Annotated in this window: 23 protein-coding genes and 3 pseudogenes; 16 read left to right on the top strand and 10 right to left on the bottom strand. The window is 58.8% G+C overall.

Features of this window, described 5'->3' with window-relative positions; all coding sequences use genetic code 11:
- Positions 1-22 precede the first annotated feature (22 nt).
- Positions 23-169: a hypothetical protein gene (locus AC1D2N_RS32425; RefSeq protein WP_155257546.1), complete on the bottom strand. Its 147-nt coding sequence runs from the start codon at positions 167-169 to the stop codon at positions 23-25.
- 393 nt (positions 170-562) lie between these two features.
- Between AC1D2N_RS32425 and AC1D2N_RS32420 the strand changes: the two genes are divergently transcribed.
- From AC1D2N_RS32420 to AC1D2N_RS32405, 4 genes are all read left to right on the top strand, one after another.
- A complete protein-coding gene (locus tag AC1D2N_RS32420; RefSeq protein ID WP_018517442.1) occupies positions 563-982 on the top strand; it encodes a GNAT family N-acetyltransferase in 420 nt (139 codons plus the stop codon).
- Between the two features lie 324 nt (positions 983-1,306).
- Positions 1,307-2,011 carry a GGDEF domain-containing protein gene (locus AC1D2N_RS32415; protein WP_245275455.1) on the top strand — a complete coding sequence of 235 codons (705 nt, stop codon included), beginning with the start codon at positions 1,307-1,309 and terminating at the stop codon, positions 2,009-2,011.
- Positions 2,012-2,312: 301 nt separating this feature from the next.
- Positions 2,313-2,588: a type II toxin-antitoxin system ParD family antitoxin gene (locus AC1D2N_RS32410; RefSeq protein ID WP_018517443.1), complete on the top strand. Its 276-nt coding sequence runs from the start codon at positions 2,313-2,315 to the stop codon at positions 2,586-2,588.
- Entirely contained in the window at positions 2,569-2,919 is a 351-nt protein-coding gene (locus AC1D2N_RS32405) for a type II toxin-antitoxin system RelE/ParE family toxin (RefSeq protein WP_020572920.1), read from the top strand. Before AC1D2N_RS32410 ends, AC1D2N_RS32405 begins: the two co-directional genes overlap by 20 nt.
- A gap of 94 nt (positions 2,920-3,013) precedes the next feature.
- On the opposite strand, the pseudogene AC1D2N_RS32400 reads toward AC1D2N_RS32405, so the two are convergent.
- From AC1D2N_RS32400 to AC1D2N_RS32385, 4 genes and pseudogenes are all read right to left on the bottom strand, one after another.
- Positions 3,014-3,167 (bottom strand): annotated as a pseudogene (locus AC1D2N_RS32400) (integrase); the annotation flags it as partial.
- Between the two features lie 493 nt (positions 3,168-3,660).
- Positions 3,661-4,158: a hypothetical protein gene (locus tag AC1D2N_RS32395; protein ID WP_018517445.1), complete on the bottom strand. Its 498-nt coding sequence runs from the start codon at positions 4,156-4,158 to the stop codon at positions 3,661-3,663.
- Entirely contained in the window at positions 4,148-5,032 is an 885-nt protein-coding gene (locus AC1D2N_RS32390) for a PGN_0703 family putative restriction endonuclease (RefSeq protein ID WP_018517446.1), read from the bottom strand. Before AC1D2N_RS32390 ends, AC1D2N_RS32395 begins: the two co-directional genes overlap by 11 nt.
- 90 nt (positions 5,033-5,122) lie before the next feature.
- Positions 5,123-5,848, bottom strand: a complete 726-nt coding sequence (locus tag AC1D2N_RS32385) for a DUF2726 domain-containing protein (protein WP_018517447.1) — start codon at positions 5,846-5,848, stop codon at positions 5,123-5,125.
- 507 nt (positions 5,849-6,355) lie between these two features.
- Here AC1D2N_RS32385 and AC1D2N_RS32380 point away from each other — a divergent pair.
- Entirely contained in the window at positions 6,356-8,317 is a 1,962-nt protein-coding gene (locus AC1D2N_RS32380; protein ID WP_018517448.1) for an elongation factor G, read from the top strand.
- A 39-nt stretch (positions 8,318-8,356) separates the two neighbouring features.
- Here AC1D2N_RS32380 and AC1D2N_RS32375 read toward each other — a convergent pair whose 3' ends face one another.
- Both AC1D2N_RS32375 and AC1D2N_RS32370 read right to left on the bottom strand, forming a co-directional pair.
- Positions 8,357-9,850, bottom strand: coding sequence for a xylulokinase (locus AC1D2N_RS32375; RefSeq protein ID WP_018517449.1), 1,494 nt, complete (start codon positions 9,848-9,850; stop codon positions 8,357-8,359).
- A 116-nt stretch (positions 9,851-9,966) separates the two neighbouring features.
- Positions 9,967-10,923 carry a sugar-binding transcriptional regulator gene (locus AC1D2N_RS32370; protein WP_018444532.1) on the bottom strand — a complete coding sequence of 319 codons (957 nt, stop codon included), beginning with the start codon at positions 10,921-10,923 and terminating at the stop codon, positions 9,967-9,969.
- Positions 10,924-11,062: 139 nt separating this feature from the next.
- On the opposite strand from AC1D2N_RS32370, the gene AC1D2N_RS32365 reads away from it, so the two are divergent.
- From AC1D2N_RS32365 to AC1D2N_RS32320, 10 genes are all read left to right on the top strand, one after another.
- Positions 11,063-12,418, top strand: a complete 1,356-nt coding sequence (locus tag AC1D2N_RS32365; protein ID WP_131705721.1) for a sn-glycerol-1-phosphate dehydrogenase — start codon at positions 11,063-11,065, stop codon at positions 12,416-12,418.
- 4 nt (positions 12,419-12,422) lie between these two features.
- Positions 12,423-13,235, top strand: a complete 813-nt coding sequence (locus tag AC1D2N_RS32360; protein WP_018245336.1) for an HAD-IIB family hydrolase — start codon at positions 12,423-12,425, stop codon at positions 13,233-13,235.
- Positions 13,232-14,779, top strand: coding sequence for a glycerol-3-phosphate dehydrogenase (glpD, locus tag AC1D2N_RS32355; protein WP_065275906.1), 1,548 nt, complete (start codon positions 13,232-13,234; stop codon positions 14,777-14,779). Before AC1D2N_RS32360 ends, glpD begins: the two co-directional genes overlap by 4 nt.
- 150 nt (positions 14,780-14,929) lie before the next feature.
- Positions 14,930-15,817, top strand: coding sequence for a carbohydrate ABC transporter permease (locus tag AC1D2N_RS32350; RefSeq protein ID WP_027686776.1), 888 nt, complete (start codon positions 14,930-14,932; stop codon positions 15,815-15,817).
- Between the two features lies 1 nt (position 15,818).
- Entirely contained in the window at positions 15,819-16,700 is an 882-nt protein-coding gene (locus AC1D2N_RS32345; protein WP_130729678.1) for a carbohydrate ABC transporter permease, read from the top strand.
- A 69-nt stretch (positions 16,701-16,769) separates the two neighbouring features.
- Positions 16,770-18,269, top strand: a complete 1,500-nt coding sequence (locus AC1D2N_RS32340; RefSeq protein ID WP_065275909.1) for an ABC transporter substrate-binding protein — start codon at positions 16,770-16,772, stop codon at positions 18,267-18,269.
- 127 nt (positions 18,270-18,396) lie between these two features.
- The gene (locus AC1D2N_RS32335) at positions 18,397-19,122 is read left to right on the top strand and encodes an SDR family oxidoreductase (RefSeq protein ID WP_065275910.1); all 726 of its coding nucleotides are present in this window, start codon (positions 18,397-18,399) and stop codon (positions 19,120-19,122) included.
- A gap of 49 nt (positions 19,123-19,171) precedes the next feature.
- Complete coding sequence (locus AC1D2N_RS32330) at positions 19,172-20,236, top strand: ABC transporter ATP-binding protein (RefSeq protein WP_477982727.1); 1,065 nt, start codon at positions 19,172-19,174, stop codon at positions 20,234-20,236.
- A 70-nt stretch (positions 20,237-20,306) separates the two neighbouring features.
- Positions 20,307-22,355: a bifunctional aldolase/short-chain dehydrogenase gene (locus AC1D2N_RS32325; protein WP_130729697.1), complete on the top strand. Its 2,049-nt coding sequence runs from the start codon at positions 20,307-20,309 to the stop codon at positions 22,353-22,355.
- Between the two features lie 44 nt (positions 22,356-22,399).
- Entirely contained in the window at positions 22,400-23,440 is a 1,041-nt protein-coding gene (locus AC1D2N_RS32320; protein WP_130729680.1) for an NAD(P)H-dependent glycerol-3-phosphate dehydrogenase, read from the top strand.
- Positions 23,441-23,469: 29 nt separating this feature from the next.
- Here the strand turns inward: AC1D2N_RS32320 and AC1D2N_RS32315 are convergent.
- Positions 23,470-23,732 (bottom strand): annotated as a pseudogene (locus AC1D2N_RS32315) (Gfo/Idh/MocA family oxidoreductase); the annotation flags it as partial.
- Positions 23,733-23,951: pseudogene (locus tag AC1D2N_RS32310) on the bottom strand (DUF433 domain-containing protein); the annotation flags it as partial. It lies immediately after the preceding pseudogene.
- A 153-nt stretch (positions 23,952-24,104) separates the two neighbouring features.
- Between AC1D2N_RS32310 and AC1D2N_RS32305 the strand changes: the two are divergent.
- Positions 24,105-25,199, top strand: coding sequence for a nucleotidyltransferase family protein (locus tag AC1D2N_RS32305; RefSeq protein WP_018245327.1), 1,095 nt, complete (start codon positions 24,105-24,107; stop codon positions 25,197-25,199).
- 296 nt (positions 25,200-25,495) lie between these two features.
- Here the strand turns inward: AC1D2N_RS32305 and rsgA are convergent.
- Positions 25,496-25,912 (bottom strand): GTPase RsgA (gene rsgA / locus AC1D2N_RS32300; protein ID WP_130759202.1); only part of this gene is annotated, 417 nt, incomplete at its 5' end.

Below are 25,912 nucleotides of genomic sequence, written 5' to 3'. Positions count from 1 at the left end.
GCTATTCATCCAATATGGCGGCTCAGGGCCGGTGCACCGGCGCCAGTCTGGAGGTCTTTTCCGAATGGATTTCCGGCCACTTGCTATTCGGCGCCGGTGCAGTGCCAATCGCCGAAATGGACACCACGATCGCCGTTACCGCCGAGAAAAGCACGAGTGCATAGGTCATAGCTTTTGATCCTTTGAGGTTGGTTCCCAGCCATCCCGGCCGCAAACTGCTCTGGGAGGATGAATCAAAGGCTAATCAACATGGTTAAGCGCACGGATTTTTTCCCGCTTAGGGACAGAGCTCTGGATGAAACTTCCATCGCCACGGTCTTCGGGACCTTTGGCTTGCCGCGAGGTCCATTTCAAGCGCGATTGTCGGCCGCGGTTATTGGCAAGTGATCGCAGCCGTTTGCGGATGATCAGAGAGTGGTTTGGAGGAAACATGGCCTGGAGAGACGTTCTGTTATCTTTTTAGGGCCAGTTCATAGCGCGATAACTTGGCCCATCAATCGCCAGCACCGCGATAACGGTGGCGAGAGAGATTTTTTAGGAGACGTACATTGAAAGGCATCACATGACCCAGCATGACGATTACCGCATCGAGCTCCGCGTCCCGGGCATCGACGATTACCTGCGCCTGCGATACCTGTCGGGCCTCAGCCCCTTTTCGAAAGAGGCGGCCGAAAAGGGGCTGCCCAACTCGATCTTTGGTGTCTGCCTGATGAGCGGCGACGCGGTAATCGGCATGGGTCGCATCATCGGCGACGGAGGCTGCTTCTTTCAAGTCACCGACGTCGCGATCATGCCCGAACACCAGGGCAGGGGGCTTGGCAAGATGATCATGGCCGCGCTGACGAACCATATCGAGAACCAGTTGCCAAAGACGGCCTATGTCAGTCTGATCGCCGACGTCCCGGCGAACCGCCTGTACCGACAGTTCGGTTTCGCTGAAACCGCGCCGCGCTCGGTCGGGATGGCGAGGAAAGTTGCCTGACGACAGGCCGTCCGGCGAGCCTTCCCGTCTTCTGCCGGCAGGCTTAGACGCGCAAATCCGCCGGGCGGCAATCATGGGATAAACCTCTCGATGTTCCACGACCATTCAAGACGGCCACGATGACGCGACCGCGCAGCCGCCCTTTCTCGCATAGTTAAAAACAGAACAAGGATAGCTGCGACGATCTGGCGGCCAGATGCGGGGGGTGGCCATTCGAGGCAAATCGTCGGTGAGAGAGACGCATGAATCAAGTTTTATCGATGTGTTTCAACCCATTTTAAATTGATGAGCTCATAGCAGTTTCACTTCGTCACGGTGGTATTGATGCGTCGTATTGTCGAAAAGTCTATTTTAACCGGACTGCTTTCAGTGTTCGCCTCGCTGGCACTTTCATTCATCATTGTTCCACTGTTGGGCGGACAAGTGGCAGGCGCTGGCCTATTCATGACGATTTTTTGCCCGCTGGCGATATCGATCCCGGCTTCGGCGCTGCATTTTACTCAGTCGGAAAAAGTCCGACGCGCTGAAGCTGCGACAAAAGAGGCTTTGAACAAGCTCGCGGACGCTTATGACGCCCTTCGCGTCCAATCTCGCACGGATGGCCTGACGGGCACCCTCACTCGCAGCGCCTTCCTTGAAGAGCTAGACGCGACCAGTCAACACGGTGTATCCGGCGCCTTGCTGTTTCTGGACCTCGACTATTTCAAGTCGATCAACGACCGATATGGTCATGCAACGGGCGATGAAGCACTCCGCTGCACCGGTCTTATCCTCGCCCGCTACCAAGGGCAGTCAGGGTTCGCAGGACGCCTCGGGGGCGAAGAGTTCGGTCTGTTTCAACGGAATTTGACGCCTGCCGAGATGCTTATACGTAGCGAGGAAATCCGGGAAGAGATCGCGCGTATTGATCTGCGATCTCCTTCGGGTTCGAAAGTGCTAATCTCGGCGAGTATCGGTGTGTTTCAGCCGGCCGGGGTTTCATCCACACTCTTGTTTGAAAGCCGCGGACGAAAACCTTTATCAGGCTAAAGCCTCGGGTAGAAACATGGTGATCGGGTAGCTGTCGAGCATATGTCCGAGGAGCTTTCCACACAGCTAGTGCTGAGAGTCCGAGAACCGGATATTCATGAATCGCTTGGGACACTCGGCCCCCGGCGGGGCGCTCGGCGGCGCACATCGTGACGCGGACCGCGAACCAGCAGAAAGCGATTGATCCAGCGTTGATCCTGGATTGACATTGCGCGGCCATCCTTTGCCGCCCTGACGGACATCTCGTTATATTGACAAATGTGCTACTGAGTAGCAAATTAGGTTCAAAGGAGTTAAACCTATGAGTGTCAAATCGTCGATCTCGCTGACCGACCAGCAGGATGCGTTTGCCCGTTCGTTGGTGGAGAGCGGCCGGTATGCCAGCCTGAGTTCCGTTCTTCAGCAGGGCCTAGAACTGCTTCGCCAAAAGACGGAAACCGAGACCGTCGAAACGGCAGCGCTTCGCGAATTGGTTCAGCGGCGATTGAATGGACCTATGATTACTGCGACGGAAATGGAAAGCCGCGTCTCGGCAATGATTGAGCGGAAGCGACGGGTTGTTCGTGTGGACTCTTGAATATTCAGAGGATGCCGAACGCGATTTCGAGTTGATCTTCGATCATCTGTTCGGCGCCTATGTCGAACTCGGGGACTCGCCTGACGAGGCGGTGGAGCGCACCGCTGAACGGATCCACAAACTGCGTGTCGAAATCGATCGTCTCGTCGATACGCCTTATATCGGGACTCTGCGGCCGGATATTCATCCCGGGATCCGGTTTCTTCGGCGGGACAAGGCAGCTATTTGGTTTCTACCGGTAGAAGATAGCCGCAAAATCATTGTCGCGGCAATTTTCTACAGCGCGCAGGACCACATCAGAAATATGCTCGCACGTATGCTGGCCGGATAAGGTCCCTACAGCCCTGTAGCTTTTACTCCCCGATTTCAATTGAAGCGCGAACACCCAGCCGGCAATTTTGACCGCTTGGGGAGGGGCTCTTAAAGCCAAGACGCTTGGTGAGGTTGCTGCGGAAGCGGCCGCGCCGCCGCTGACGTTTGCGCGTCAACTCAGCCGAAGTGTGCCCCTGCTGTTTTTCAACATAGCGCTCCTCGACATCGCCCGAGGAGGGCAAGGCCGGCGCGCAGCAAATGGCCGGTCAAGTTGCGTTCCTATTCATGGTCCGAGGGATGGAGCCCGAAGCGTCGAGTTTTCTGAGGATTTTCGCCGGTTGTGCAGACTGGGATAGTACACTTGTCACGCTGCTCATCGCGAGCGGCCAAACACCTGATAAGCCCCAGCACCTTTCGGAGCCTGCCTCTTTGCGGTCGGATGATATTGAATTTGGACTTCAGAGATTGTCGGATCTCGATGTGCTAACGCCGCGCCCTGCCGCCACTGGCCAATGCCGCAATCACCGCAAGCGGCGCCCAAAGCGGCCGTGAATGTCGACGATGTGTTCCAGTTCATTGCCCTCGACCCCTCAAGGCACGGATGCTGTGATGCCAAGCGGACTATACGCGTGCATCTAAAATTCTGAATTAATGATTTTTGGCTGCTACGTCGTGCAACCAAAGTTTGCCGCACGAGAGGAGAGGGCGCTCGAGGGCCTGAGGGGTAGGCCGCCACTTGGCGCGATCACGCATGAAGTCGTCATTGGCCTTTGGGCAGATCGCTCCACCTTATCCTCAGGAGAGGTTTGGTCGTTTTCGGAAGCTTCGAGCGGTCAACCATCCGCGACGACACTTCAAAGTCGCCGTTGATTTTCACGACGAGCAGCTTGCTGAAATTACTCGACACCTTGACGGAAACCTCGTCCTTGGACTTGAACGGCGTGATGGTTTTGATCTCCACGTGGTCGTTGCCCAGCCGCCCGTCGGCACCCTGCGCGTAGTTCTTATTCAGCTTTATTCCGTAGGTGATTGCTCCGAACAGTTCACCAATGACGCCGTACACATCAAGATGACGACCTGTCTCACGGTGGTAGCTTTCGGCCAGTGCCAAGAGGTCCTGAAAATATGGGATCAGAGGTCTAATCGCTTTGGGATACTTGGCACGCCACTCTTGATATTGGAGTTGTTCTTCCACGTCGGACCAGGAAACCCACTCGCCATCGTCATAGAAGGCTCCATTCCAGATATCAGCATCCATTTCGAACCTCTTGGAAGTCCAATTTTCGCGACGCTGCCCGTGCGATCTTATGATCTATCCATGCATTAAGCTCGTTCCAGAGCGCTCGGTCACGGCCGACTTGGCAGGCGATCGCAATGATCTGCTGGTATGAGACAGGCGTTATCGCCCCTTGGCCGGCGAGGCTAGGATCCACCAGGCCTCGTTTCACTTTTCGCGCTGTTGGAAAACTTGGATGATCGGCAAAGGCTGCTAGGGCAGCCGCTTGAAGATTGCGGTGTTTGCCTAGCGCAGCCGCCAACACGGCGTTGCGCATCCACTGATAGGCGTCTCCCTTAAAGGGGCAGGGCGTATGGTCCACACCTGGATCGAGCTCGAAGATCTTTGGGATGTATTCCCAGTACCGGATGCTCTTGCCTGTCAGAGCGCATCGCGATCGCACGCCATTGCCTGGGTTGATTTGGTCTTCGTAGTTTCCGTTGCATTGGCGTTCGCCCGAGCGAGAAACGGCCGTTTGGCTACATTGTCCTGCGGGCTCGGTGAACTTGCACTCGATGACAAGTGCGGCCGCAGAGCCGACGGCAAGTGCATCCACTTGCGTCGGCCTAGGTTCTCCCAGAAGCCGATCGGTATCAGTCCACTCGAGTATTACTGCCCATGGGCCACCCCGTGCCACCCCCACGCACTCAGCGATGGCGTCGAAAATGCGATCGCGATCTCTGCTCATCTTCAGTGTGCCGAAGACATCGATTGCGATGGCTTGCGACGAATGCGCCTTATAAGCCTGAATTTGATTGGTTCGATCACGATGCCAGGGGAACTTGCTCCAGTCCTCGATCGCTCCGTGACTCGCCGGAAACAGATTTTCGCGAACTGCCTCGAAGTCGGAGATCATCTCGGGTGCGCCTCAATTCCATTAAGGCACGGCAATCTGCTTATCCACTCAGAGAGGCACGAGCGTGCAGTCATGCGTGTTGAGATCGCTTTAAGTGACACTCGGCTTGTCCACCAGCTTCTCGACCAATCGCCTGAGTTCCGACGGCGTCGTTTGACCAGCCACCACTTCATAATAGCCGATCCCGGCGCGTCGTAGCGCCTCCTTCTTTACCGCGTCACGCGCGGCCGTGGCTCCTTGATGGTGCGCTCCGCCCTGGTATTCGATGACGTGCCGCGGTTGGCAGTTACCGTCCACGAGGAGCAGGTCGACACGTTTGGAGTTGATGCAACTGTAGGCCTCCGGATCGGCACTTCGGAGGATCTCGCCCAATGAAACCTGCGCCATCACCTGCCAGGAGGAATTGCAGCCGATCACGACGCTGTCGAGCTCCCAAAACACCCGGGCTTCGCTTTGGTTCAGCAATGGTTGAATCGTGAAATTCGAGCGCATCACGATACGCAGTTGATCCGCAGCGTCGACCGGTCGCAATCGCTCCGCAACTGGCGTCTGAAGCCAGGGCCTCGGTACGATGCGCTCGTTCCGGCGCCGGTTCTCCCAGCGTGATCTGCCTCTCTGCCGCCACGCCTGTTTGCTCATCGTGGCGAGGAACTGCTCAACGGCCATTCCGATGATAATGCCGACAAACAGTGCGGCGACTAACAGTTCCGGCTTTTCGAAGTCCGCAATCGTTATACCGCTCGAAGCGCCGACTGCGGCAGCTCCGATGATCAGCCAAGGTGCTGCGAACAGCACCGACCTTTGGCGATATTGCATGCCCCTCTCCGGATTTCCCGCCAAGATAGTATTACGCTTTTACGATGCGCGAAAAGCTATCCAAAAGAATGAGGGAGCGCAGGCATGAAGCTTCCCCCGAGGAACCGATATTGGCTCTAGCGGTCAGTTAACATCCGCCTCGGCGCAGGACGTTCCTACGTCCCTGGCACAAGCAGCGGCGCGGGCGGAGAGTTTTCATGCAACTGCGGAGGAACTGAAGCTGACGCCCTCCGCCGTCGACGGCTTCCAGCCCTTGGCCGTAATCAGCACCCGAAGCCTGGGTCGATAAAGGCGGAAGAAGCAATTGTCCTGCCAGCCCGTCGGGTTGGCTTCAAGATCAAACGAGACTTTCTCGGATTTAGTATCGAACCGTAAGCTCAATGGATCAGCCTCAAATGCAAGTCTAAGTCAAAGCGTTGTGAAACTGAACACCTCTGGCGCCTTGCAGCGGTTCAGGGCATCCTATGATGGCTGAAAATTGTGTTTATGGCAGTTGGAGGAAGACCGATGCGCTGCTTTACCGTGCTTGGACCCTCGCAGACCGGAAAATCGACAGTCGTGGAAAAGCTCGGCTCCTTGGAGGGGGCGCCGAAAAAATCCAGCTCCCCCTATGGATTGAACCTAACGGAATTCACCTTCGGAAACGAGGCGTGGTGTGCGCTGGATGCGCCAGGACCCAACGAAGCGTTGGCGCATGCGCAGCACGCGCTTCTTGCCAGCGACGCCTGCATCCTGTGCGTTTCATCGGCACCCGAGGAGGCTGTGCTCGCCGCGCCCTATCTGCGGATAGTCGAAGCCTCGGAGACGCCGTGCATCCTCTTCGTCAACCGGATGGACGAACCGAGAGGGCGGCTGAGGGACGTGATCGCCGCGCTTCAAGACTACGCCAACCACACGCTTTTGCTTCGCCAGATCCCGATCCGCGAGGGAGACAGGATCATAGGCAGTTGCGATCTGATTTCGGAACGGGCGTGGCGCTACCGGGAAGGCCAGACTTCGGCGCTGATCGCAATCCCCGAAAGCGCCGCCGAGCGCGAGCACGAAGCGCGCAGCGAGCTCCTGGAACACCTGTCCGAATTTGATGACTGGCTTCTCGAGGAACTGATCGAGGATCGCGAGCCGCCCAGCGACGCGCTCTATGCCATTTCATCACGGGTTCTCAGGGAAAACAGAATTATCCCGGTCCTGATCGGTGCTGCAAGTCACGGCAACGGCATGACGAGGCTGATGAAGGCGCTGCGCCACGAGGCGCCGCCGTTAGGGGTTCTTCGGCAGCGTCTCGCTCATACGGGAACTGTCGATGAAGGCAAGCTGGTGGCCGTGAGCTTCCATGCCTATCATCGCCAGAATGTCGGCAAGACGGTGCTCGTGCGCGCACTTGGCGAGGGACTGCGGCAAGGCGCATCACTGGGCGGCTCCAACCTCGGCGCCGTACAAAATCTCGCAAACGGGCGGTCCAATTCGGCGGTTCTGCCTGCGCCGGGGGATGTCTTCGCGACGGTCAAGTCCGACCACCTGCCCGTCCCTTCGCTACTGACCTCCGGCGCGGTGGTCGCCCCGCCCGAGTGGACGGATCCACCCACGCCGATGCTTGAAAGGATCCTAATTCCGGGCAGCGAGCGCGATGAAAACAAACTTTCCGAAACGCTGGCGAAGCTTTCCCAGACGGATCGCGGTCTGAAAGTCTTGCAGGAGGAAGGCACGGGCGCTCAACTCGTGCGCGCCCAAGGGCCGGTCCATCTGCGTGATCTCTGCCGAACGCTGTCCGATGTCTTTCATATCTCCGTGACCGACCGAACGCCCAGCCCAGTCTACCGCGAGACGATCACGAAACCGTCGGAGGTTCACTACCGCCATCGCAAACAGACCGGCGGTGCCGGGCAATTCGCGGATGTGAAGTTGAGCATTCACCCCAACGAGCGCGGCCAGGGCTTCACCTTTGGCGAAACCATCAAGGGCGGCGCCGTTCCGCGCAATTACATCCCCGCCGTCGAAGCGGGCGCGCGCGAAGCGATGGAGAAAGGACCGCTAGGCTTCGAAGTCATCGATGTCGGCGTAACGCTGTTAGATGGTCAGCACCATACCGTCGACAGTTCGGAACACGCCTTCCGGACTGCATCGAAAATGGGAGTGCGACAGGCGCTTTCCGAAGGGTCGACCGTCTTGATGCAGCCGGTCTTTCGCAGCGAGTTCCACATCCCGTCGGTCTATTCAGGCAGCCTTGTCCAGATCGTCGCCGCTCTCAACGGTCAGGTTCTCGGTTTCGACCGTGATGAAACCGCCAAGGGATGGGACATCTTCCGGGCGCTCGTTCCGGGCGGCGCGCTTAACGATCTGGCGCGGGCGCTGCGCTCGGCGACGCAGGGCATTGGTTATTTTTCCAAGACCTTCGATCACTTCGAGGAACTATACGGCAAGGAAGCGGACGCCATTGTGAGGGCAAACGAGAAACCAGGCACCGCACACTGAAACGTTCGCGCCACTTCATGCTCGTTCACAGAGCCGGGCTCACGTCCGCCCTTGCTCGCGATTGTTGATGTAAACTTGGGCCTGTCTTTCCGAGAGGGTAAGCCAATCCTCGTAAGCGGCAGGATCAGGCGCAAGGGCTTCGGTCGTCCGCGCCATGGCATTTTTCGCTTCGTGGAAATTGCTGTACCACCCGGCACCCACCGCTGCCGCAATGCCTGCACCAAGTGCCGATGCCTCATTGGAGAGGCTGCGATGGACAGGAAGCCCTGTAGCATCTGAAACCATTTTTCTCCACAGCACACTCGAAGCTCCGCCGCCGATCACGAAAATTCGCTCGGCTACGAGCCCCGTGGCCCTCATCTCCTGCAAGCTCCTTGCAAATTCGAGCGTGATCGCTTCAAGGGATGCGCGATAGAGATGACCCATTCCGTGATCCGGCCCGAAGCCAGTAAAACTCGCCCGCGCATTTTCATCCCAGTAGGGATCCATACAGCCCATCAGATATGGGCACACCGTCAGCCCGTCAGAGCCGACAGGCAGGCGCATGGCTTCCGCCTCTAGTCGTTGAAAAACCGCCACATCCGTGCGTCCGCCAGCGAAATTATCGAGCAGCCAGTTCACGAAAAAAGCACCGCCCCGCTGTACGCTTTCCAGAACATAGCCGTCGCCAGTGGGAGATACCAGCGTGCGCCAATGTCCGCTCAATTCCGGCGTGGCCGACCAGAGGCCACCCACGACCGCTGTTCCGAGATTAAGATAGACTGTCCCCGGTTCGATCGCGCCTACGCCAAGAGCGGCGCAATGACCATCTCCGCCGGCAGCAAAGATTGGCGTGCCTGGTTTCAGGCCCGTCTGCGCAGCGGCTTCCTGGGAGATGGAGCCGATTCTGGAGGCGGGCGGATTGAGCGACGGAAGCTTGGCCTCGTCGATCATGAGGTGGCCGAGGATCGTCTTCGACCAGGTTTTACTGACGATATCGAAAATTCCGAACGGATCGGCGCTTGTCCATGTCGCCTGCGGTGTGCCGCTCAGCTGCATCGTCAAGTAGTCATGCACGGACAGAATATAAGCCGCCTTATCGAGCAACTCCGGCTGATTGGCACGCATCCAGCGCAGGCGATAGACGCAAGGAATAACATCGACCGGCTTTCCGGATATGCCGTGCAGAACATCCGCGCCCAATTCGTCAGCAAGGAGGGCGGGCATGTCCCGCGCACGCCGGTCGAGCCAAACCGTGGCGGGCGCCAGCGGACGTCGCTGGTCGTCCAGCAATGCCATTGTCTCGCGCTGATTGGAAATCGCTATGCCATCTATGCGGTCGGGATCGGTAGCTCCGGCTACAGCTTTCAAGGCAGTGATCGCTGCGCTCCACCATTCGTCGGGATCCTGTTCTGCCCGGTGGGCGTCAGGCGTTATAAGCGTGTGCGGCGCACGCCCTTCGAAACAAGGCTGACCGTCTTTCGACCAGGCAATGGCCTTCACCGATTGCGTCGATGAATCGATCCCTATGACATAACGTTCCTCCGACTGCATTAAAGCGGCTCCTCTCCGCTGAGTGATCCGCGATACCTCGGTACGAACCGATGTGATGCGGGTGGGTCCATTGAATACCTCCACAGGCAGCGGCCCTTCGCCACTGCTTGTGATTGTCAAACCCCCAACAAGGCCTCTCCCGTGGCCATGTCTGTGACGAAATGCGTCGCGTAACCGCCTTCGAGTGTTGCGGTAATGGCCTCTATCTTGCCGGCCCCACCTGCCACGCAAATCCTATTGGGCGTCTGAATAAGCTCTTCGAGTGCGATTCCGACCATTCGTTCATCGTGCTCGCCGCCTACCGCGCGACCGTGCGCATCGATAAACCGACCGATGATAACCGCGACCGCACCATGTTCGACATATGTGTCGATTTCCCTTTGGCTTGCGATCCCGGACGCTCGCACGGTGCTTTTAGGGCCGACATCGCCGACACCAAACAAAATGCGGTTTGTCGAGTGTATGAGGTCGAACTGCTTTTTCAGGACTGGTTCGTCGAGCAGCATCGCCCTGAGTTCCTTGGTCGATAGAATGGCCGGTGCCAGAAGGTTGACGCAACGCGCGCCAATACGGCTCGACAGAAGCGAGGTGCACAATTCGGGCGAGAAATCCGGTTCGCCCGTAGAACTTCCCGAGACCTGGACCACGGTGAGATTGGAGACCGGTTCAGGAAGTGAAATCTGATCGGCGACCGAAAGCACGGTGCGCCCCCAAGCCACCCCAATTACATCTCCCGTCGTCACCTGGTCGGCCAGAACACGGGCTCCGGCGTCCCCCAACCGACGCACGAGGTCTCCATTTCCGGTCGAGGGGATGACCAGCGCGCCTTCAAGGCCAAATTTTTCCTTCAATGCACGGGCGATCTTTGTCCGTCCGCTCGCATAGGTGCTGATCCGGATGGAGACAATGCCACGGCTGCGCGCCTCTTGAAGGTAATTGACGACTGTCGCGCGGGAGACGTTGAGCGTTTTGGCGATTTCGCTCTGGGTCATCTCGTCGGCGTAATAGAGCCATGCGGCCCAATTGACGGCGTCGTCGAACTCCGTGGGCAGGGTGACGCCTGCGTCCAGCATGTGTTTCCTCGGTGTTTCCTTGTTTCCACCTTATCTGATGACACCGGATGGCAAATGTCAAGGCAGTTTGATTTATGTATTGACAAGTGTCAGTAGCTGGTGTCTTTTGTTTTCATCACAATAAGACTGGACATCAGGAATGGAAACGACAGGGAACCAGGGCGGCGCCGCAAGCGCTCCCCAGGGCGGCTGGACCGCGTTGATTGATGATATCGTCGCCGGGCGCTGGGTGGATCCGGAGACCCGCAAACCAGCAACTGTGCCTTACGAATCGATCGTCATCGCAGATACCCTTGAGGGACGGGAAGCCGAACTGGTTGCCGGACTAGGGCTAGGCAACACATTCACAGTCGTGGCCGATCACGCCACCTGGGATGCGATGGGTGAACGCATCGCCCATGCTCTCCAATCGCTCGGCCCCGTCAAGACCGTTCTTCTCGACCATCCGCATGCCGATATGGCGAATGTGGCTGTGTTGACCGAAAAACTGAAAGGCGCCGAAGGTGTGGTCGCCGTGGGGTCGGGCACGATCAACGATCTGGTGAAATACGTGACCGGCCTCGATGGACGGCGGTATTGTGTATTCGGCACCGCCGCCTCGATGAACGGCTATACCTCGACCACCGCGTCTATAACCCTCGACAACGGTCTCAAAGTGTCTTTGCCATCGCATGCGCCGGCGGGTTTCTTTGTCGACCTTTCTGTCGCCGCTGCGGCGCCCACCTATCTATCGGCTGCCGGCTTCGCCGATTGCCTCGTTCGGTCTGTGGCGCAGGTGGACTGGTGGCTGTCGCATCGCCTCTTCGGGACGGCCTACGATAACGCGCCTTATATCATTCAGCATGAGGACGAGGCGGAGCTAAACCGGCGCGCCGAGGGGATCAACCGCGGCGATGTCTCCGCAAACGGCTACCTCTACCGTGTTCTGACGATGTGCGGTCTCGGTGTCTCCTTTACCGGCATGTCGAACCATGGCTCCATGGGCGAACACCAGATCTCCCACTACATCGATTGCTTCGCGGGAGACCGCCATCCGGGGACGCTTCATGGCCAGCAGGTTGGCGTCGGCGTGCTGACCATGGGCCGCTTACAGCGGCACTACCTGGAAAACGCGTCACCGCCGAAAATGAAGGCAACCAGGATCGATCTTCAGGGAATGTCGCGTCGCATGGGCGCAGATATTGCCCAACAATGCTTCAATGAGATTCAGCCCAAGATCTTCGATGAAAAAGAAATCGGCGCGCTCAATGAAAAGATCGCCGAGATCTGGCCGGTACTGCGGGAGGAACTGAAAGCCTTCGTCATTCCGGTCGAAGAAATGACGCGGCTGCTCAAGGCAGCAGGTGGTCCCACGACGGCACAGGAACTCGGCGTGCCGGTCGACTTTTACCGTGAGGCAGTGGTTCACTGCCGCGAGATGCGCAACCGGTATTCGTTTCTCGATATCGCCGCCGACGAAGGCATTCTCGAAGACTTCTCGCGCGGGGAGGTGTGATCTCATGCGCGCGATCGTCGAAATGCCGTTGGAAGATGCAGGCAGGATCCATACGCTGTTTGCCGATATAGACGACACGCTGACCACGGACGGACGTCTGCCGGCCTGCGCCTATCAGGCGTTGGAGCGACTTCTGGACGCCGGCATTGCTGTAGCTCCCATCACCGGCCGACCCGCTGGCTGGTGCGATATGATTGCGCGGATGTGGCCCGTTTCAGGCGTTGTAGGTGAAAACGGCGCATTCTATTTTTCCTATGATCAACACAGCCGGCGCATGCGCCGTGTTTTCGCGATCAGTAGCGATCAGCGCGCCGATGATCGTAAACGGTTGGAAACAGTGCGCGCTCGCATCCTGGCCGAAGTGCCCGGTACCGCCATTTCGGCCGACCAGCTTTATCGCGAGGCCGACCTCGCCATCGACTTTTCTGAGGATGTGCCATCCTTGCCGGCCAGCGCAGTGGACCGCATCAAGCGGATCTTCGAGGAGGAGGGTGCGGTTGCAAAGGTTTCGTCCATCCATGTCAACGGCTGGTATGGTGCCTATGACAAGTTGACGATGACGCGCCGTTTCGCGGCCGACGTGCTCGGGCTCGATATCGACCGGGATAAGGACAAGGTCGTGTTCGTCGGCGATAGTCCGAACGATGCGCCGATGTTCCACTTCTTTCCCAACGCCTGCGGCGTTGCCAATGTCCTGCATTTTCAAGGCCGCATCGAGGCTGAACCGACTTATGTAACGGCCGCTGAAGGCGGACAAGGTTTCGTCGAGGTTGCAGACCGTCTTCTGGAAGCCCGCAAGGGGAGACCGACTGCATGACGATGGCGACGTACGACTTGGCGATCATCGGTGGCGGAATCAACGGCGCTGGTCTGGCGCGCGACGCGGCCGGTCGCGGGCTCCGCGTCTTTCTGTGCGAACAGTCGGATCTTGGCTCCGCCACGTCATCGGCGTCGACCAAGCTCATTCATGGTGGCCTTCGTTACCTCGAACACTATGAATTCGGGCTCGTGCGCCATGCGCTGCGCGAGCGGGAGGTTCTGTGGCACGTAGCGCCGCATATCATCTGGCCGCTCCGTTTCGTGCTGCCGCATCGCAAGGGGCTGCGGCCGGCGTGCCTGTTGCGGCTCGGATTGTTCATCTACGATCATCTCGGCGGTCGGAAAAAGCTTCCGGGAACACGGACACTCAAGCTTTCGCGTGATCCCGTCGGCGCACCCCTTCGCGACGTGTCCGCCATCGCGTTCGAATATTCCGATTGCTGGGTACAGGACAACCGCCTCGTCGTCCTCAATGCGCGCGACGCGGAAAAACGGGGCGCCGACATTCGCACGCGCACACGTTGCGTGCAGGCAAGCCGCGAGAACGGGCTGTGGCATGTGACCGTGGAGGATGCTGAAACCGGGCGATGCGAGACAATTTCTGCCCGGGCGCTTGTCAATGCCGCCGGTCCGTGGGTGGACCAGGTTCTGGCCATCGTTTTGAACCGGAAGACGCAAGCAAAAATCCGGCTCGTCAGGGGCTCTCACATTGTCGTACCGCGCCTGTACGCACATGATCGCTGCTACATTTTCCAGAATCCCGATGGACGTATCGTCTTCTCCATCCCGTACGAGGACGACTTCACACTGATCGGCACAACCGATGTCGATCATAAGGATCAACCCGAAAACGTCCGTATTTCGGATGACGAGATCGACTATCTGTGCCAGGCAGCCTCTTCCTATTTTAAGGCCGGGGTGACGCGAGAAGAGGTCGTCTGGACTTATTCCGGCGTTCGGCCACTTTACGACGACGGTGCTGCCAATGCGCAGGAAACCACGCGCGACTATGTGCTGGAAGTCGACGGCGCGGAAGACGAAGCACCGCTTCTGAGTATCTTCGGTGGAAAGATTACAACCTATCGCTGCCTTGCCGAGAATGCGATGCAGAAGTTGGCAACGCGGTTCCCAGAGTGGGGTGTAAGGGCGCACTGGACGGGCAAGCATGCCTTGCCCGGCGGCGACTTTCCCGCAGGTTCAGCAGAGTTCCTGGCTCAGGATCTTACGCGGGACTATGGATTTCTGGACATACGCGCGGCGCGGCGCCTTGTCAGGCACTATGGTTCCGAGGCGCGCGCCATTCTGGCCGGTTCCCGCACACGGGCTGACCTGGGCCGGTCCTTCGGCGCCGACCTGACGGAGGCGGAGGTCCGTTTCCTGATGACCCGCGAGTATGCGCGCACGGCCGAGGATGTGGTGTTTCGCCGGACAAAAGCCGGCATACGCATGGGCTTGAACGAGATTACCGAACTGGATGCCTGGATGGCAGAGCAACGCTCCGCGACAAGCATGCACAGTGAGAAGAAAGCAGCGGCACACTGACCGGCCGCAGCTTTGAAGACGCATGCCGGCTTGCGCCGGCGTAGAGAAACAGGATCGAGCAGAGCTGAACCGGCAGAGGAGTGCGGGTTTGGCAACGGTGACGCGCGCTCATGCCGGGCGCAATAGCCGCAGTCCGCTGGAGGGTACGGAATGTCCGTCGCACAGGTGAAACGCATTGCAATATCGGACTCGCCGATCCCGTGGCTCCTGCCACTGGTTTGCTTGCTCGTGGTATTCACAATCTATCCGCTGATCTACAACGTCTGGCTGAGCTTTCATGAATTCGTGCCGACAAAGCGCGCGTTGAAATTCGTCGGCATGGCGAATTGGGTTCAGCTCTGGAACGACACGCGTTTCTGGAGCGCGCTGGGCGTCACCTTCCTCTATTTCATTGTCGCGCTGGTGTTCGAAATCATCCTCGGCATGGCAATCGCGATGCTGTTGGATGCCGAACTGCCGGGCTTCAGCGTACTGCGAGCCACACTGTCGATGACATTGGTCATCCCCCCCGCCATCGCCGGTATGATGTTCCTGTTGATGGAGGATCCGCAATTCGGCGTGCTCCCCTATCTGCTCAGCACGATGGGTCTGCTCGACAAATCGACTCCAATCCTTGCCACGTCATCCCTTGCTTTGGCCGGCGTGCTTGTCGCTGAAATCTGGCAGTGGACGCCCTTCATGGTGCTGATCTTCATGGCCGGTCTCCGCTCGCTGCCGGCCGAGCCCTATGAAGCAGCGATGATCGATGGCGCCTCGTCCTTCCAGATGTTCCGCCGGCTGACGCTGCCGATGATGTCGAAGGTCATCGCGGTCGCCGTGCTCCTGCGCGGCATCGATCTCTTCCGGGTGTTCGACTATGTCTTCGTCATGACCTCGGGCGGCCCTGGAACGGCCACCTATACCGTCAGCCTTTACGCCTGGCAGCAGACCTTCTCGTTCCTGAAATGGGGGTATGGCGCAACGCTGAGCCTCGTCAGCCTGGCAATGGTGATGATCATGGCCAACGTCTTCATCAAAGTCTTCAAGGTGAGGTGGTAACATGCACCAGAGCGCTGGCACACGAACACTTCGCACGATCGCCGGCTGGATCGTCGTGGGAGCCTTCTTCTTCCCGATCTACTTCTGGACGTCGGTTGCTTTCCGCAACGCCAAGGACATCTTCAACTGGCCGCCGAAATTTTTCGTCTTCGAACCGACGGTCAAGAATTTCGAGCAGGTATTCGGCATTTCGCTCGGCTTCGGTTTCGGGACGCAGGAAACGGTCAATCCCGGTGGCGGCAATTTCTACATGGCGCCCCGGCTTTGGGATTCGATCGTCGTCGCCTCGATGTCGACGGTGCTCGCCATCATCGTCGCGACGCTCGCCTCCTATTCGTTGTCACGGATGAATTTTCGGGGCCGGCACGAGTTCGTCAACTGGGTGTTGTCGACCCGCATGATGCCGCCGGTCGCCGTCGCCATCCCGATGTTCTTCATCTTCAAGCAGTTCAGCCTGCTCGACACCTATATCGGCGTCATCCTGATCCACGGCCTGATGAACCTGCCGCTGGCGGTGCTGCTCTTGAAGAGTTTCTTCGACGATATCCCGGCCGAGATCGACGAAAGCGCGCTGCTTGACGGCGCGTCGCGCTGGACGATCTTCCGGCGCATCGTCCTGCCGATGGCCAAGGGCGGCATCGCCGCGACCGCGGTTCTCTGCTTCATCTTCAGCTGGACGGAATTCCTGTTCGTACTGACGCTGACGCAGACCGGCCTAAAGACCGTACCGGTGGTGTCGTCGACCTTCGTGACATCGATTGGAACGGCCTGGGGCAACATGGCGGCGCTGGGTGCAGCGGCCATCGTACCGGCCTTTATCGTGATCCTGCTGGTCCAGCGCCATCTGGTGCGTGGCCTGACGATGGGGTCGCTGAAACAGTAATTCGGCGCGGAGGCGCTTGAATATCCGGCCGGCAATTCTGTCGTCCGTTTAAAAGTGGAGGAGAAGAGGATGAAGGACAGTATTAGAAAGATGCATCTCGCATCGATCACCGATAGGTTCGTCAAGGGCCAGATGGCCCGCCGCGACTTCCTGATGGCCGCCGGCAAGCTGGGCCTGGGTGCAGGCGCACTCGGCATGGGTTTGGGTCGCCGGCCGTTTGGCGGGTTCTCGCAGGCCAATGCACAGGAAGCACTGCAGCCGTCGCCGGAAGTGATCAAGTGGCTGCAGGACGTCGGCAAGCCGTTTGCCGGCACCACGCTCAAACTCGCCACGGAATCGACACCCCCGTCAAACGCCATCAACTCGCAGCTGAAGAAATATTTCGAGGAAGCCACCGGCATCAAGGTCGAGATCGAGGTTCTGCCGCTGGAGCAAGTTCTGCAGAAGCTGACACTCGACGTGGCCTCATCGCTCGGCACCTATGACCTCTATTATATTGACCAGAGCTGGGCGGCATCCTTCAGCAAGGACGTCTTCGATCCACGCGAGCAGATCGAGGCCAAAGCCGACCTGGCGATGCCGAACTACAATATCGATGACTTCCTGCCGGCACTGGTTGACGGTATCGCCAAGTATGAGGACCGCTGGGTCGGCGTTCCCTACGACATCCCGATCTTCATCATGATCTATCGCAAGGATATCTACGAGAAGCTCGGCCTCAAGGCACCGGCGACACTCGAGGAACTGTACACCAATTCCAAAACCATTACCGACGAGATGGGCCCGAACGTCTACGGCACCAGCGGCCAGATGAAATCCGGTCATTACAGCCTGGAATGCGACTGGACCGCATGGCTCTGGGGTCACGGTGGCTCGATCTTCGGACCGGACGGCAAGTTCACCGGTAACGACGAAAAGGGCGTTGCGGCGCTGGAATACTGGACGAAGCTCAAGGCAACCATGCCTCCAGGCGTCGATGGCTGGACCTGGGATGGTCAGGGCCAGTCGGTGGCACAGGGTGTTGCCGCGTCGATGCTGTCTTGGGGCGAATTCTTTCCCTATTTCGACGATCCGACCCAGACCAAGGTTTCGGGCCTTTGCGAAGTTGCAGTGCCGCCGCAGCCGATTGCCCTTCGCACCGTCAAGGAAACCGGTTACGGCGAAATCCCCGGCGTCGGTCACCAGGGCGGGTCGTCTCTTGCCGTGTCGAAATACTCAAAGAGCCCGGATGCAGCCTGGCTGTTCATGCAGTGGGCGACTTGCGCCGATACACAGGCCCTCATCACCACGCTTGGTGGCGGTACGGGTCCGACCCGCACCAGCGTCTATGACGATCCGCGCGTTCTCGCCAATGCTCGCGTCGGTGCCGGCACCACCCGTCACTTGCCGATCGTGCGCGAGACGATTGCGAAATACATGGGCTCCGAACCGGACCTGCCAGAATGGGCACAGCTGTCGAGCGACACGATCCCCGTTGGGCTGGGCAAGTATTTCGCCGGCAGCTACGGCTCGCCAAAGGAAGCCCTCGACGACATCGCTGCCCAGGTTGGCACCGTGATGAAGGGTTGATTGGACGGGCGGCGGTTTTCCGCCGTCTGCCAAACAAACGGTTCCTGGGGTTGCGATGCCATCTTGCCCTCTTCCAGTGGCATTCGCATCCCGGGGATCGACAAAAACAAAACCGGGAGGCTGAAACATGGCGGACAAGCCGCTGATTGCAATTACAGGTGCGAGCTCCGGCATCGGCGAGGCGACGGCGCGGGCCTTTTCGGCCGCCGGCCACCCGGTGCTGCTGATGGCACGCCGTCTCGATCGCCTGGAGGCACTGAGGCTGCCGAACGCCGTGCTGAAACAAGTCGATGTCCGTGACCGCGCCGCACTGACCGCAGCCGTCGTCGACGCCGAAAGTCAATTTGGCCCGGTGGACATGATGTTCGCCAATGCCGGCATCGCCCGTCTCGGCGACATCGCCAAGCAGCCGCCGGAAGAATGGGACGAGATGATCGACATCAATACCAAGGGCGTAATGAATTCCGTCCATGCGGTGATGAACGGCATGATCGCTCGCCGCCATGGCACGCTGATGATGATGAGTTCGATCGCCGGCCGCAAGGTCTATCCGGATCACACCGTCTACTGCGGCACCAAATATTTCGTCCATGCGGTCTCGGAAAGCTTCCGCGAGTATCTGGCACCGCACGATGTGCGCGTCATCGTTCTGTCGCCTGGCATCATCGACACCGAGGTGCTCGACCATGTGAAGGACGAGACTACGCTCGCCAATTACAAGGCCAACAAGGAGGCGATCGGCGGCGGCATTTCCGCCGATATCGTCGCCGAGTTGATCCTCAATGCCTACAATCTGCCTCAAAAGGCGATCGTGCAGGAAATCGTCATCACCCCGACCCGGCAGAAATACTGACCGGCACGCGACCGTCAGCAATACTAGAAGACGAGTGGAGCAGAAATTTATGGCAACCGTGGAATACAAGAGCATCGGCAAGTCGTTTGGTGCCTTCAACATCATGCGGGATATCTCGTTCCTGATCGAGGATCACCAGTTCGTCGTGCTGCTCGGGCCTTCGGGTTGCGGCAAGACCACCTTGCTGCGCATGACAGCCGGGCTCGAAACCGTCAGCGAAGGTGATCTTTTCATCGGCGGCAAACGGGTGAACGATATGCATCCGCGCGACCGTGATATTGCCATGGTGTTTCAGAACTATGCGCTCTACCCGACAATGAAGGTCTACGAAAACATTGCCTTCAGTCTCGAAGTGGCAAAGCAGCCACCGGCCGAAATCAAGCGGCGGGTCGAGCATGCCGCCGAAATCCTCAATCTGACGCCGTATCTCCAGCGCTATCCGAAAGAACTTTCCGGCGGCCAGCGCCAGCGGGTCGCCATGGGCCGCGCCATGGTGCGCGAGGCGGCGGTCTTCCTGTTCGACGAGCCGCTCTCCAATCTCGATGCCAAGCTCCGTGCGCACATGCGCACCGAAATCCGGCAGTTGCACAATCGTCTCAAGACGACAACGATCTATGTGACCCACGACCAGATCGAGGCGATGACGATGGCCGACAAGATCGTCGTCATGCGAGCCGGGAAGATCGAGCAGATGGGCACGCCCGACGATGTCTATGATAGACCCGCAAGCAAATATGTCGCCGATTTCATCGGTTCATCGGCGATCAATTTCCTGACGGGCACGATTGTCGCGGACCAGGGAGCGCCAGCTGCGGAGACCAAGGCCGGCCTTATCCGGCTCGAGCCGTCCCTCAAACTATCTGCAGGCCAGCGGGTGATCTGCGGCGTCCGCCCGACAGATGTCACGGTCGATCCGCAGGGATCCATTGTAGTCCGGTCGCTGCTAATCGAGCGCATGGGGCATGAAGCTCAGCTCTGCTGCGAGGGGCCGGAAGGTCAGTTCCTAGCGATCGTCGACAAGTCTGCGCATTTTGACGAGCGGATGGATGTCCGTTTCTCGATTGCGCCCGAAAAGGTCCACGTCTTCGACGCCGCAACGGAAAACCGGGTCTGACACATACGCATCTAGATATCTAACGTTTGTAACCCGGTTCGCCAACAACTCGGGAAGAGAGGTGATAGTCATGAAATCGAGATGGAACGACAGCGAGTTTACATCCGTGGTCGAGGCTTATGTCGGAAAGGGCATCAACCGCGATCTAGCGATCCGAACCTATACAACGCGACTGCTCGGACAGGATCCGGAACTAGTGCTGCACGGCGGCGGTAATACATCGGTCAAGACTGCATGGACTGATCGGGACGGCACCTCGGTTGATGTGCTTTGTGTCAAGGGCAGCGGTTGGGACATGGGCACTATAGAGCCACAGGGCTTGCCGGCCGTGCGGTTGGACCCGCTGAAAGCGATGGTCGGTTTCGATGAGCTGAGCGATGATGAGATGGTGATGCTGCAGCGGCGGCTGCTGATGGATCCGAACGCGCCTAACCCTTCGGTCGAAGCCATCCTGCACGCCCTGTTGCCATTCCGGCATATCGACCACACCCATGCCAACGCGATAGTCTCTCTGACAAACCAGCCGCATGGCGAAGACCTTATCCGAGAACTGTTCCCTGATACGATCGTCGTGCCCTATGTGATGCCTGGCTTCCTTCTCGCGAAGGCTTGTGATGCAGCCTTCCGCGCCAATCCCAAAGGCGACGGCATGGTTCTCCTGAAACACGGAATTTTCACTTGGTCTGACGATCCGCGCGCGGCCTATGAGGACATGATCGCTAAGATCGACCGCGCGCAACACAGGCTGGCGAAAGGTCGGGCAAAGCCGTTTACTTCCGCCAAAGTGCCAAAATCGCTCGCCAGTGTGGCGGAAATCGCACCGATCTTGCGCGGCGCCATCGCCATCGATACCGGCTTAGAGGGCGCACCGAAACGTTTGATACTGGAACACCGCTGCACAGAGAGCGTGCTCGACTTCTGCAATGCGGAAAATGTGGAGAGCCTGGTCAGGCGCGGCAATGCGACGCCGGAGCATGTCATCCATATCAAGCGCCACGGTGTTGCGCTGCCGGCACCGGTGGCAGGCGAACTCGATACCTGGAAGGACATGGCCCAGGTCGCCGTTGATGCTTATCAGGCGGACTACCGGGCTTATTTCGAACGCAACAATGGTCGCGTCGGCGGCGGAAAAACGATGCTCGATCCTATGCCGCGTGTCTTTTACGTTGCGGGTGTTGGATTGTTCGCCGCGGGCGCCACGCGCAAGAACGCACTCGTCGGTGCAGATGTGGCAGAAGCAACGGTCGATGTTATCACCAAGGCGGAGGGCATCGAATCCTTTGAAGCGCTCTCCGAGGCTGACCTATTCGATATTGAATACTGGTCACTCGAACAGGTCAAGCTGACCAAGCAGGTGGAAAAGCCCCTGACCCGGCAGATAGCAGTCGTGACAGGTGCCGCCGGCGGACTAGGCCTCGCCATCGCCGAAGCACTTCGCTCCGAGGGCGCCGAGGTTGCGCTGATCGACATTGCACAGGACGCCGTAACTCACCAGGCAAAGCGGCTAGGAGGGTTCGGCGTCGCCTGCGACGTGACCGACCCGGCCGCAGTGGATGCCGCCATTGCCAAGGTGGCGAGCCATTTCGGCGGGGTGGACATCCTGATCTCCAACGCAGGAGCAGCCTTTCAGGGCTCGCTAATCGACGTGCCAGAGGAGACGTTCAGGAAGGCGTTCGAATTGAATTTCTGGAGCCATCATTACATGGCCCGAGCCGCCGTGCGTGTGATGGAGAAGCAGAAGACCGGCGGCGCCATCGTCTTCAATGTTTCCAAGCAGGCTGTCAATCCAGGTGCGGATTTCGGCCCCTACGGCACCTCCAAGGCCGCGCTGATGGCGCTGATGCGCCAATATGCAGTCGAGCACGGCGCATCCGGCATCACATCCAATGCCGTCAATGCTGACCGGATCCGCACGGGTCTAATGACGGACGAGATGGTCACTGAAAGAAGCCGCGCGCGCGGCCTGACACCCGAAGCCTATATGCGCGGCAACCTTGTTGGCCGCGAGGTAACGGGTGCCGATGTGGCAGCCGCCTTCGTGCATCTCGCTAAGGCGCGCTCAAGCACCGGCGCGGTTATCACGGTCGATGGCGGCAATGTCGCTGCTATGATGCGGTAGCGGGTCGGCTTTCCGTTTCGAACCACACCAAGAGGAGGATTACCGTGGCAAAAATCGTTGTACTCGGTGCGGGTGTCATGGGCACCGCGCTTTGCGTACCCGCTGCAGACAACGGCCACAAGGTGCTGCTCGTCGGCACGCCGCTCGATCAGGACATCGTCGTTACCATGCGGCGTCCGGGCGGGATCCATCCCAAACTCGACGCTGCCCCGCCCGCCGGCGTCGAGGCGATCCGCTTCGACGAACTGCGATCGGAGCACCTCGCGAACGCGGATATCATTGTTGTCGGAGTGAGTAGCCCAGGCATTGGCTGGGTGACCGACATTCTTAACCGGGTCATGACGGAGGCCTGTCCCATAGCCTTTGTGACAAAAGGGCTTGAGTCTGCGGGTTCCGCCGTATCGACCTATGCCCAAACGCTTCCCTCCCGTATTCCGCTGATGAGCGCTTTCATCGGGATCGGCGGACCGTGTATCGCCCGCGAACTCGCCAACCGTCTGCCGACGGCATGCATCTACGCCTGTGAGGATATTTCGGTCGCCGAACAGCTCGCCGCGATCATGCAAACGGACTATTACCGTCTGTCGGTGACGACGGACGTCACGGGCGTCGAAGCTTGTGCCGCGCTCAAGAATTTCTACGCGATCGGCGTGAGCGCCATGCAGACGCGGTATCCCGATCAAAGACGTGCGGACGGCCAATCTAAGAATCCGACGGCTGCAGTCTTCACCCAGGCAACTTTGGAAATGGCCAGACTATGCGAGAGGCTGGGCGGGCAAACCACCACGGCATTCGGGCTGGCCGGATTGGGCGATCTGCATGTCACTGTTGGCGGAGGGCGTAACAGCCGCCTAGGCCAAGGATTGGGAACTGGCCGCACAGTCGTTGAAATGTTGTCGAGCGACCTGTTTGGCGAAACGGTCGAAGGTGTGGATACAGCGCGGGTTCTGGCGAATATGGCGCTTGAGAAGCAACATACCGATGAAGGTCCGCTCGCTTATTTCCCTCTGGCGTCTGCCATCATGGACGCCGTTCTTCAGCAGAAACGCTTCTCGTTGGATTTTTCAAACCTCATTGTCCAGTAAACCGGGTCGTTGATTTCCAGTGAAATCTGCGGCTTTTCGCAGAGAGCCCGTTTGCCGGCTCTTATCCAGGACAGCGACAAGGGCGCGTGCGTGAAATCGGGGCTTGCGATGATAACTGCGTCCACGTCCAGACGAGCGGACACCCGGTCGGGTCTGAGTCGACGTCGTGAGCGCCGTAGGCGTCCGCCACCTTGCGGGCGCGATCTGCATCCATGTCGCAAACGACCTGGAGGCTCGCCCCCGGCAGATCCGCTGCTGCATCGGCAGAACCACGAGCGATGTGTGCAAGCATTCATCGACGAGAAACTTCACGTAGCCGTGCCGAGGGCTTTTCGGTGCCGGCCTTTCCGAGAGGCAATCGCTTCACCGACTTCACTTTCAGTCCCTGCTCCGACAATTTTCGTGGCCGCCCACGGGCAGGATGAGCCGCTACCCAGATTTCGGCCAGGTCCACCATGCGCGCAGTGAGAGCCGGATAGCCCTCGACGATCTCCTCCGTGGGAGCGCCTTGCGACCGGTATGGCGGGCCGACGATTAAAGAGCGCTCGCGCTTTGCTGCGGAGATTGTTGGCGCCCTGCGCGAAGGTGAGCATCCTATCTTGCGACCTATCCTCTCGACGGTTATACTGTTTTTGAAAAACAGTATAACGCCGGAGTCGAACTTATGAAGTCCATCGACCTCATGTATCAGACGATGCTCGCCGAGCTCGGTCAGCGCTCGCTCGACGCCGCCTGGACGGCCGATTTCCCTCCAGAGGGTCGGTTCACTCCGGCGAACATCAAGGGGCGCAAGTACTGGTACTTCGACATCCCAGATGGACATGGTGGTACGAAACGTCGTTATGTCGGTTCTGCTGAAGATCCGGATATCGCGCGGCGCGTAGCTGATCATAAGCGGGACAAGGACGATCTACGCGCTCGCAGGCGCTTGGTAAATACCCTGACCCGCGAAGGCGGGATGATCGCCCCTGATGCCATGTCGGGCGACATCGTCGAGGCTCTTGCCGATGGCGGTCTCTTTCGGCTCCGAGGTGTTCTCATCGGCACGGTGGCCTTTCAATGCTATGCAGGACTGCTGGGCGTCCGCCTCCCCATGGCTGCGATCCTGACCGGCGATGCGGACATCGCCCAGGACCACGCCATCAGTCGCGAGGTTGAAGACAGTCTGCCTCCGATCGTTGAGCTGCTGCAGGGCGTCGACCCCAGCTTCCGGCCAGTTCCACATCGATCGGGGTCCGCGGCCTCGTCGGCGTTTCAGAACGCCAACGGCTACAGGGTTGAGTTCCTGACGTCGAACCGTGGTTCTGATGACTACATCGACCAGCCGGCGAAGATGCCCGCCCTTGGTGGCGCCAGCGCGGATCCACTACGCTTTCTCGACTTCCTCATAAGGGAACCCGTCAGGACAATGCTGCTCCACCGAAGCGGTGTCTCAGTCGTCGTCCCTGATCCGTCCCGGTATGCGGTCCACAAGCTCATAGTCGCCAGCCGCCGACACACTGACCGGCAGGGACTGGCGAAGCGAGAAAAGGACGTTCGTCAAGCTGCGCTGCTCTTTGAAGCCCTGCAGCAGACAAGGCGATCTGCCGACTTGGCGCTCGTCTACAACGAAGCATGGGAGCGCGGGCCTGCCTGGCAAGAAGGTATTCGAACCGGGGCGGGAATGCTGCCGGCACAAGATGCCGAGCGATTCAACACGGTCCTGATCGAGGGCGCAAAAAGAAACCGCGAAGAAATTGAACTTCCGCTTGGAGTATAGGCTGTCTTCAGCTTCGACAGCCAAGCTGTTGATTTGATTCGAAGAGCCGAAGACAAATATGGTGCCGAGAGTTCGAGGCCCAAGGCGATTTGCACGAGCGGGACAGCTAGAGAAAGCACGTCCGCATCTCGTTTGTTCAAAGACATATCCCGCACAAGCGGGGAGCGGCCGTTTGCAGGGTCTTCTTCTTGACCGCAATCCCAATCATTGAGCGCTGACGCTATCCCCAGCCCAGCCAATTCAGGTGGCGGATCGTGGCTGACGCCGATGAGCACCGTCGCAAACGTTCAACACTTTCAATATTTCTTCTTGCGGACGATCTTGTTGCCGCGGGGTCCGCTCACGACCGGTGTCCGGTCGCGATTTTCTGTAAGCAGGTTCCGCCAGCGTTCCAGGCGATCGGCGACCAGGGCACCGCTTGCGACAGCTGCCTGAACGGCGCACCCCGGTTCATGGGCATGGGTGCAGTCGCGAAAGCGGCAAAGCGGCGCCAGTTCGGTTATTTCAGCAAAGAGGGTGTCGATACCGTCGGTAACATCACTCACGTAAAGCGTCCTTATTCCCGGGGTATCGATGACCCAGCCGCCGCCTGAAATTGCATGCAGGGATCGTGCGGTGGTTGTGTGTCGGCCCTGCGCGTCATATTCGCGGATGGTGCCTGTCTTTTGCTTTGTGTCAGATTCGGGCCCGGTCATGGTGTTCACCAGTGTTGA

The organism is Rhizobium sp. P1_B8 (genome assembly GCF_056406515.1).
This window is presented reverse-complemented; position numbering and strand designations above follow the sequence as displayed.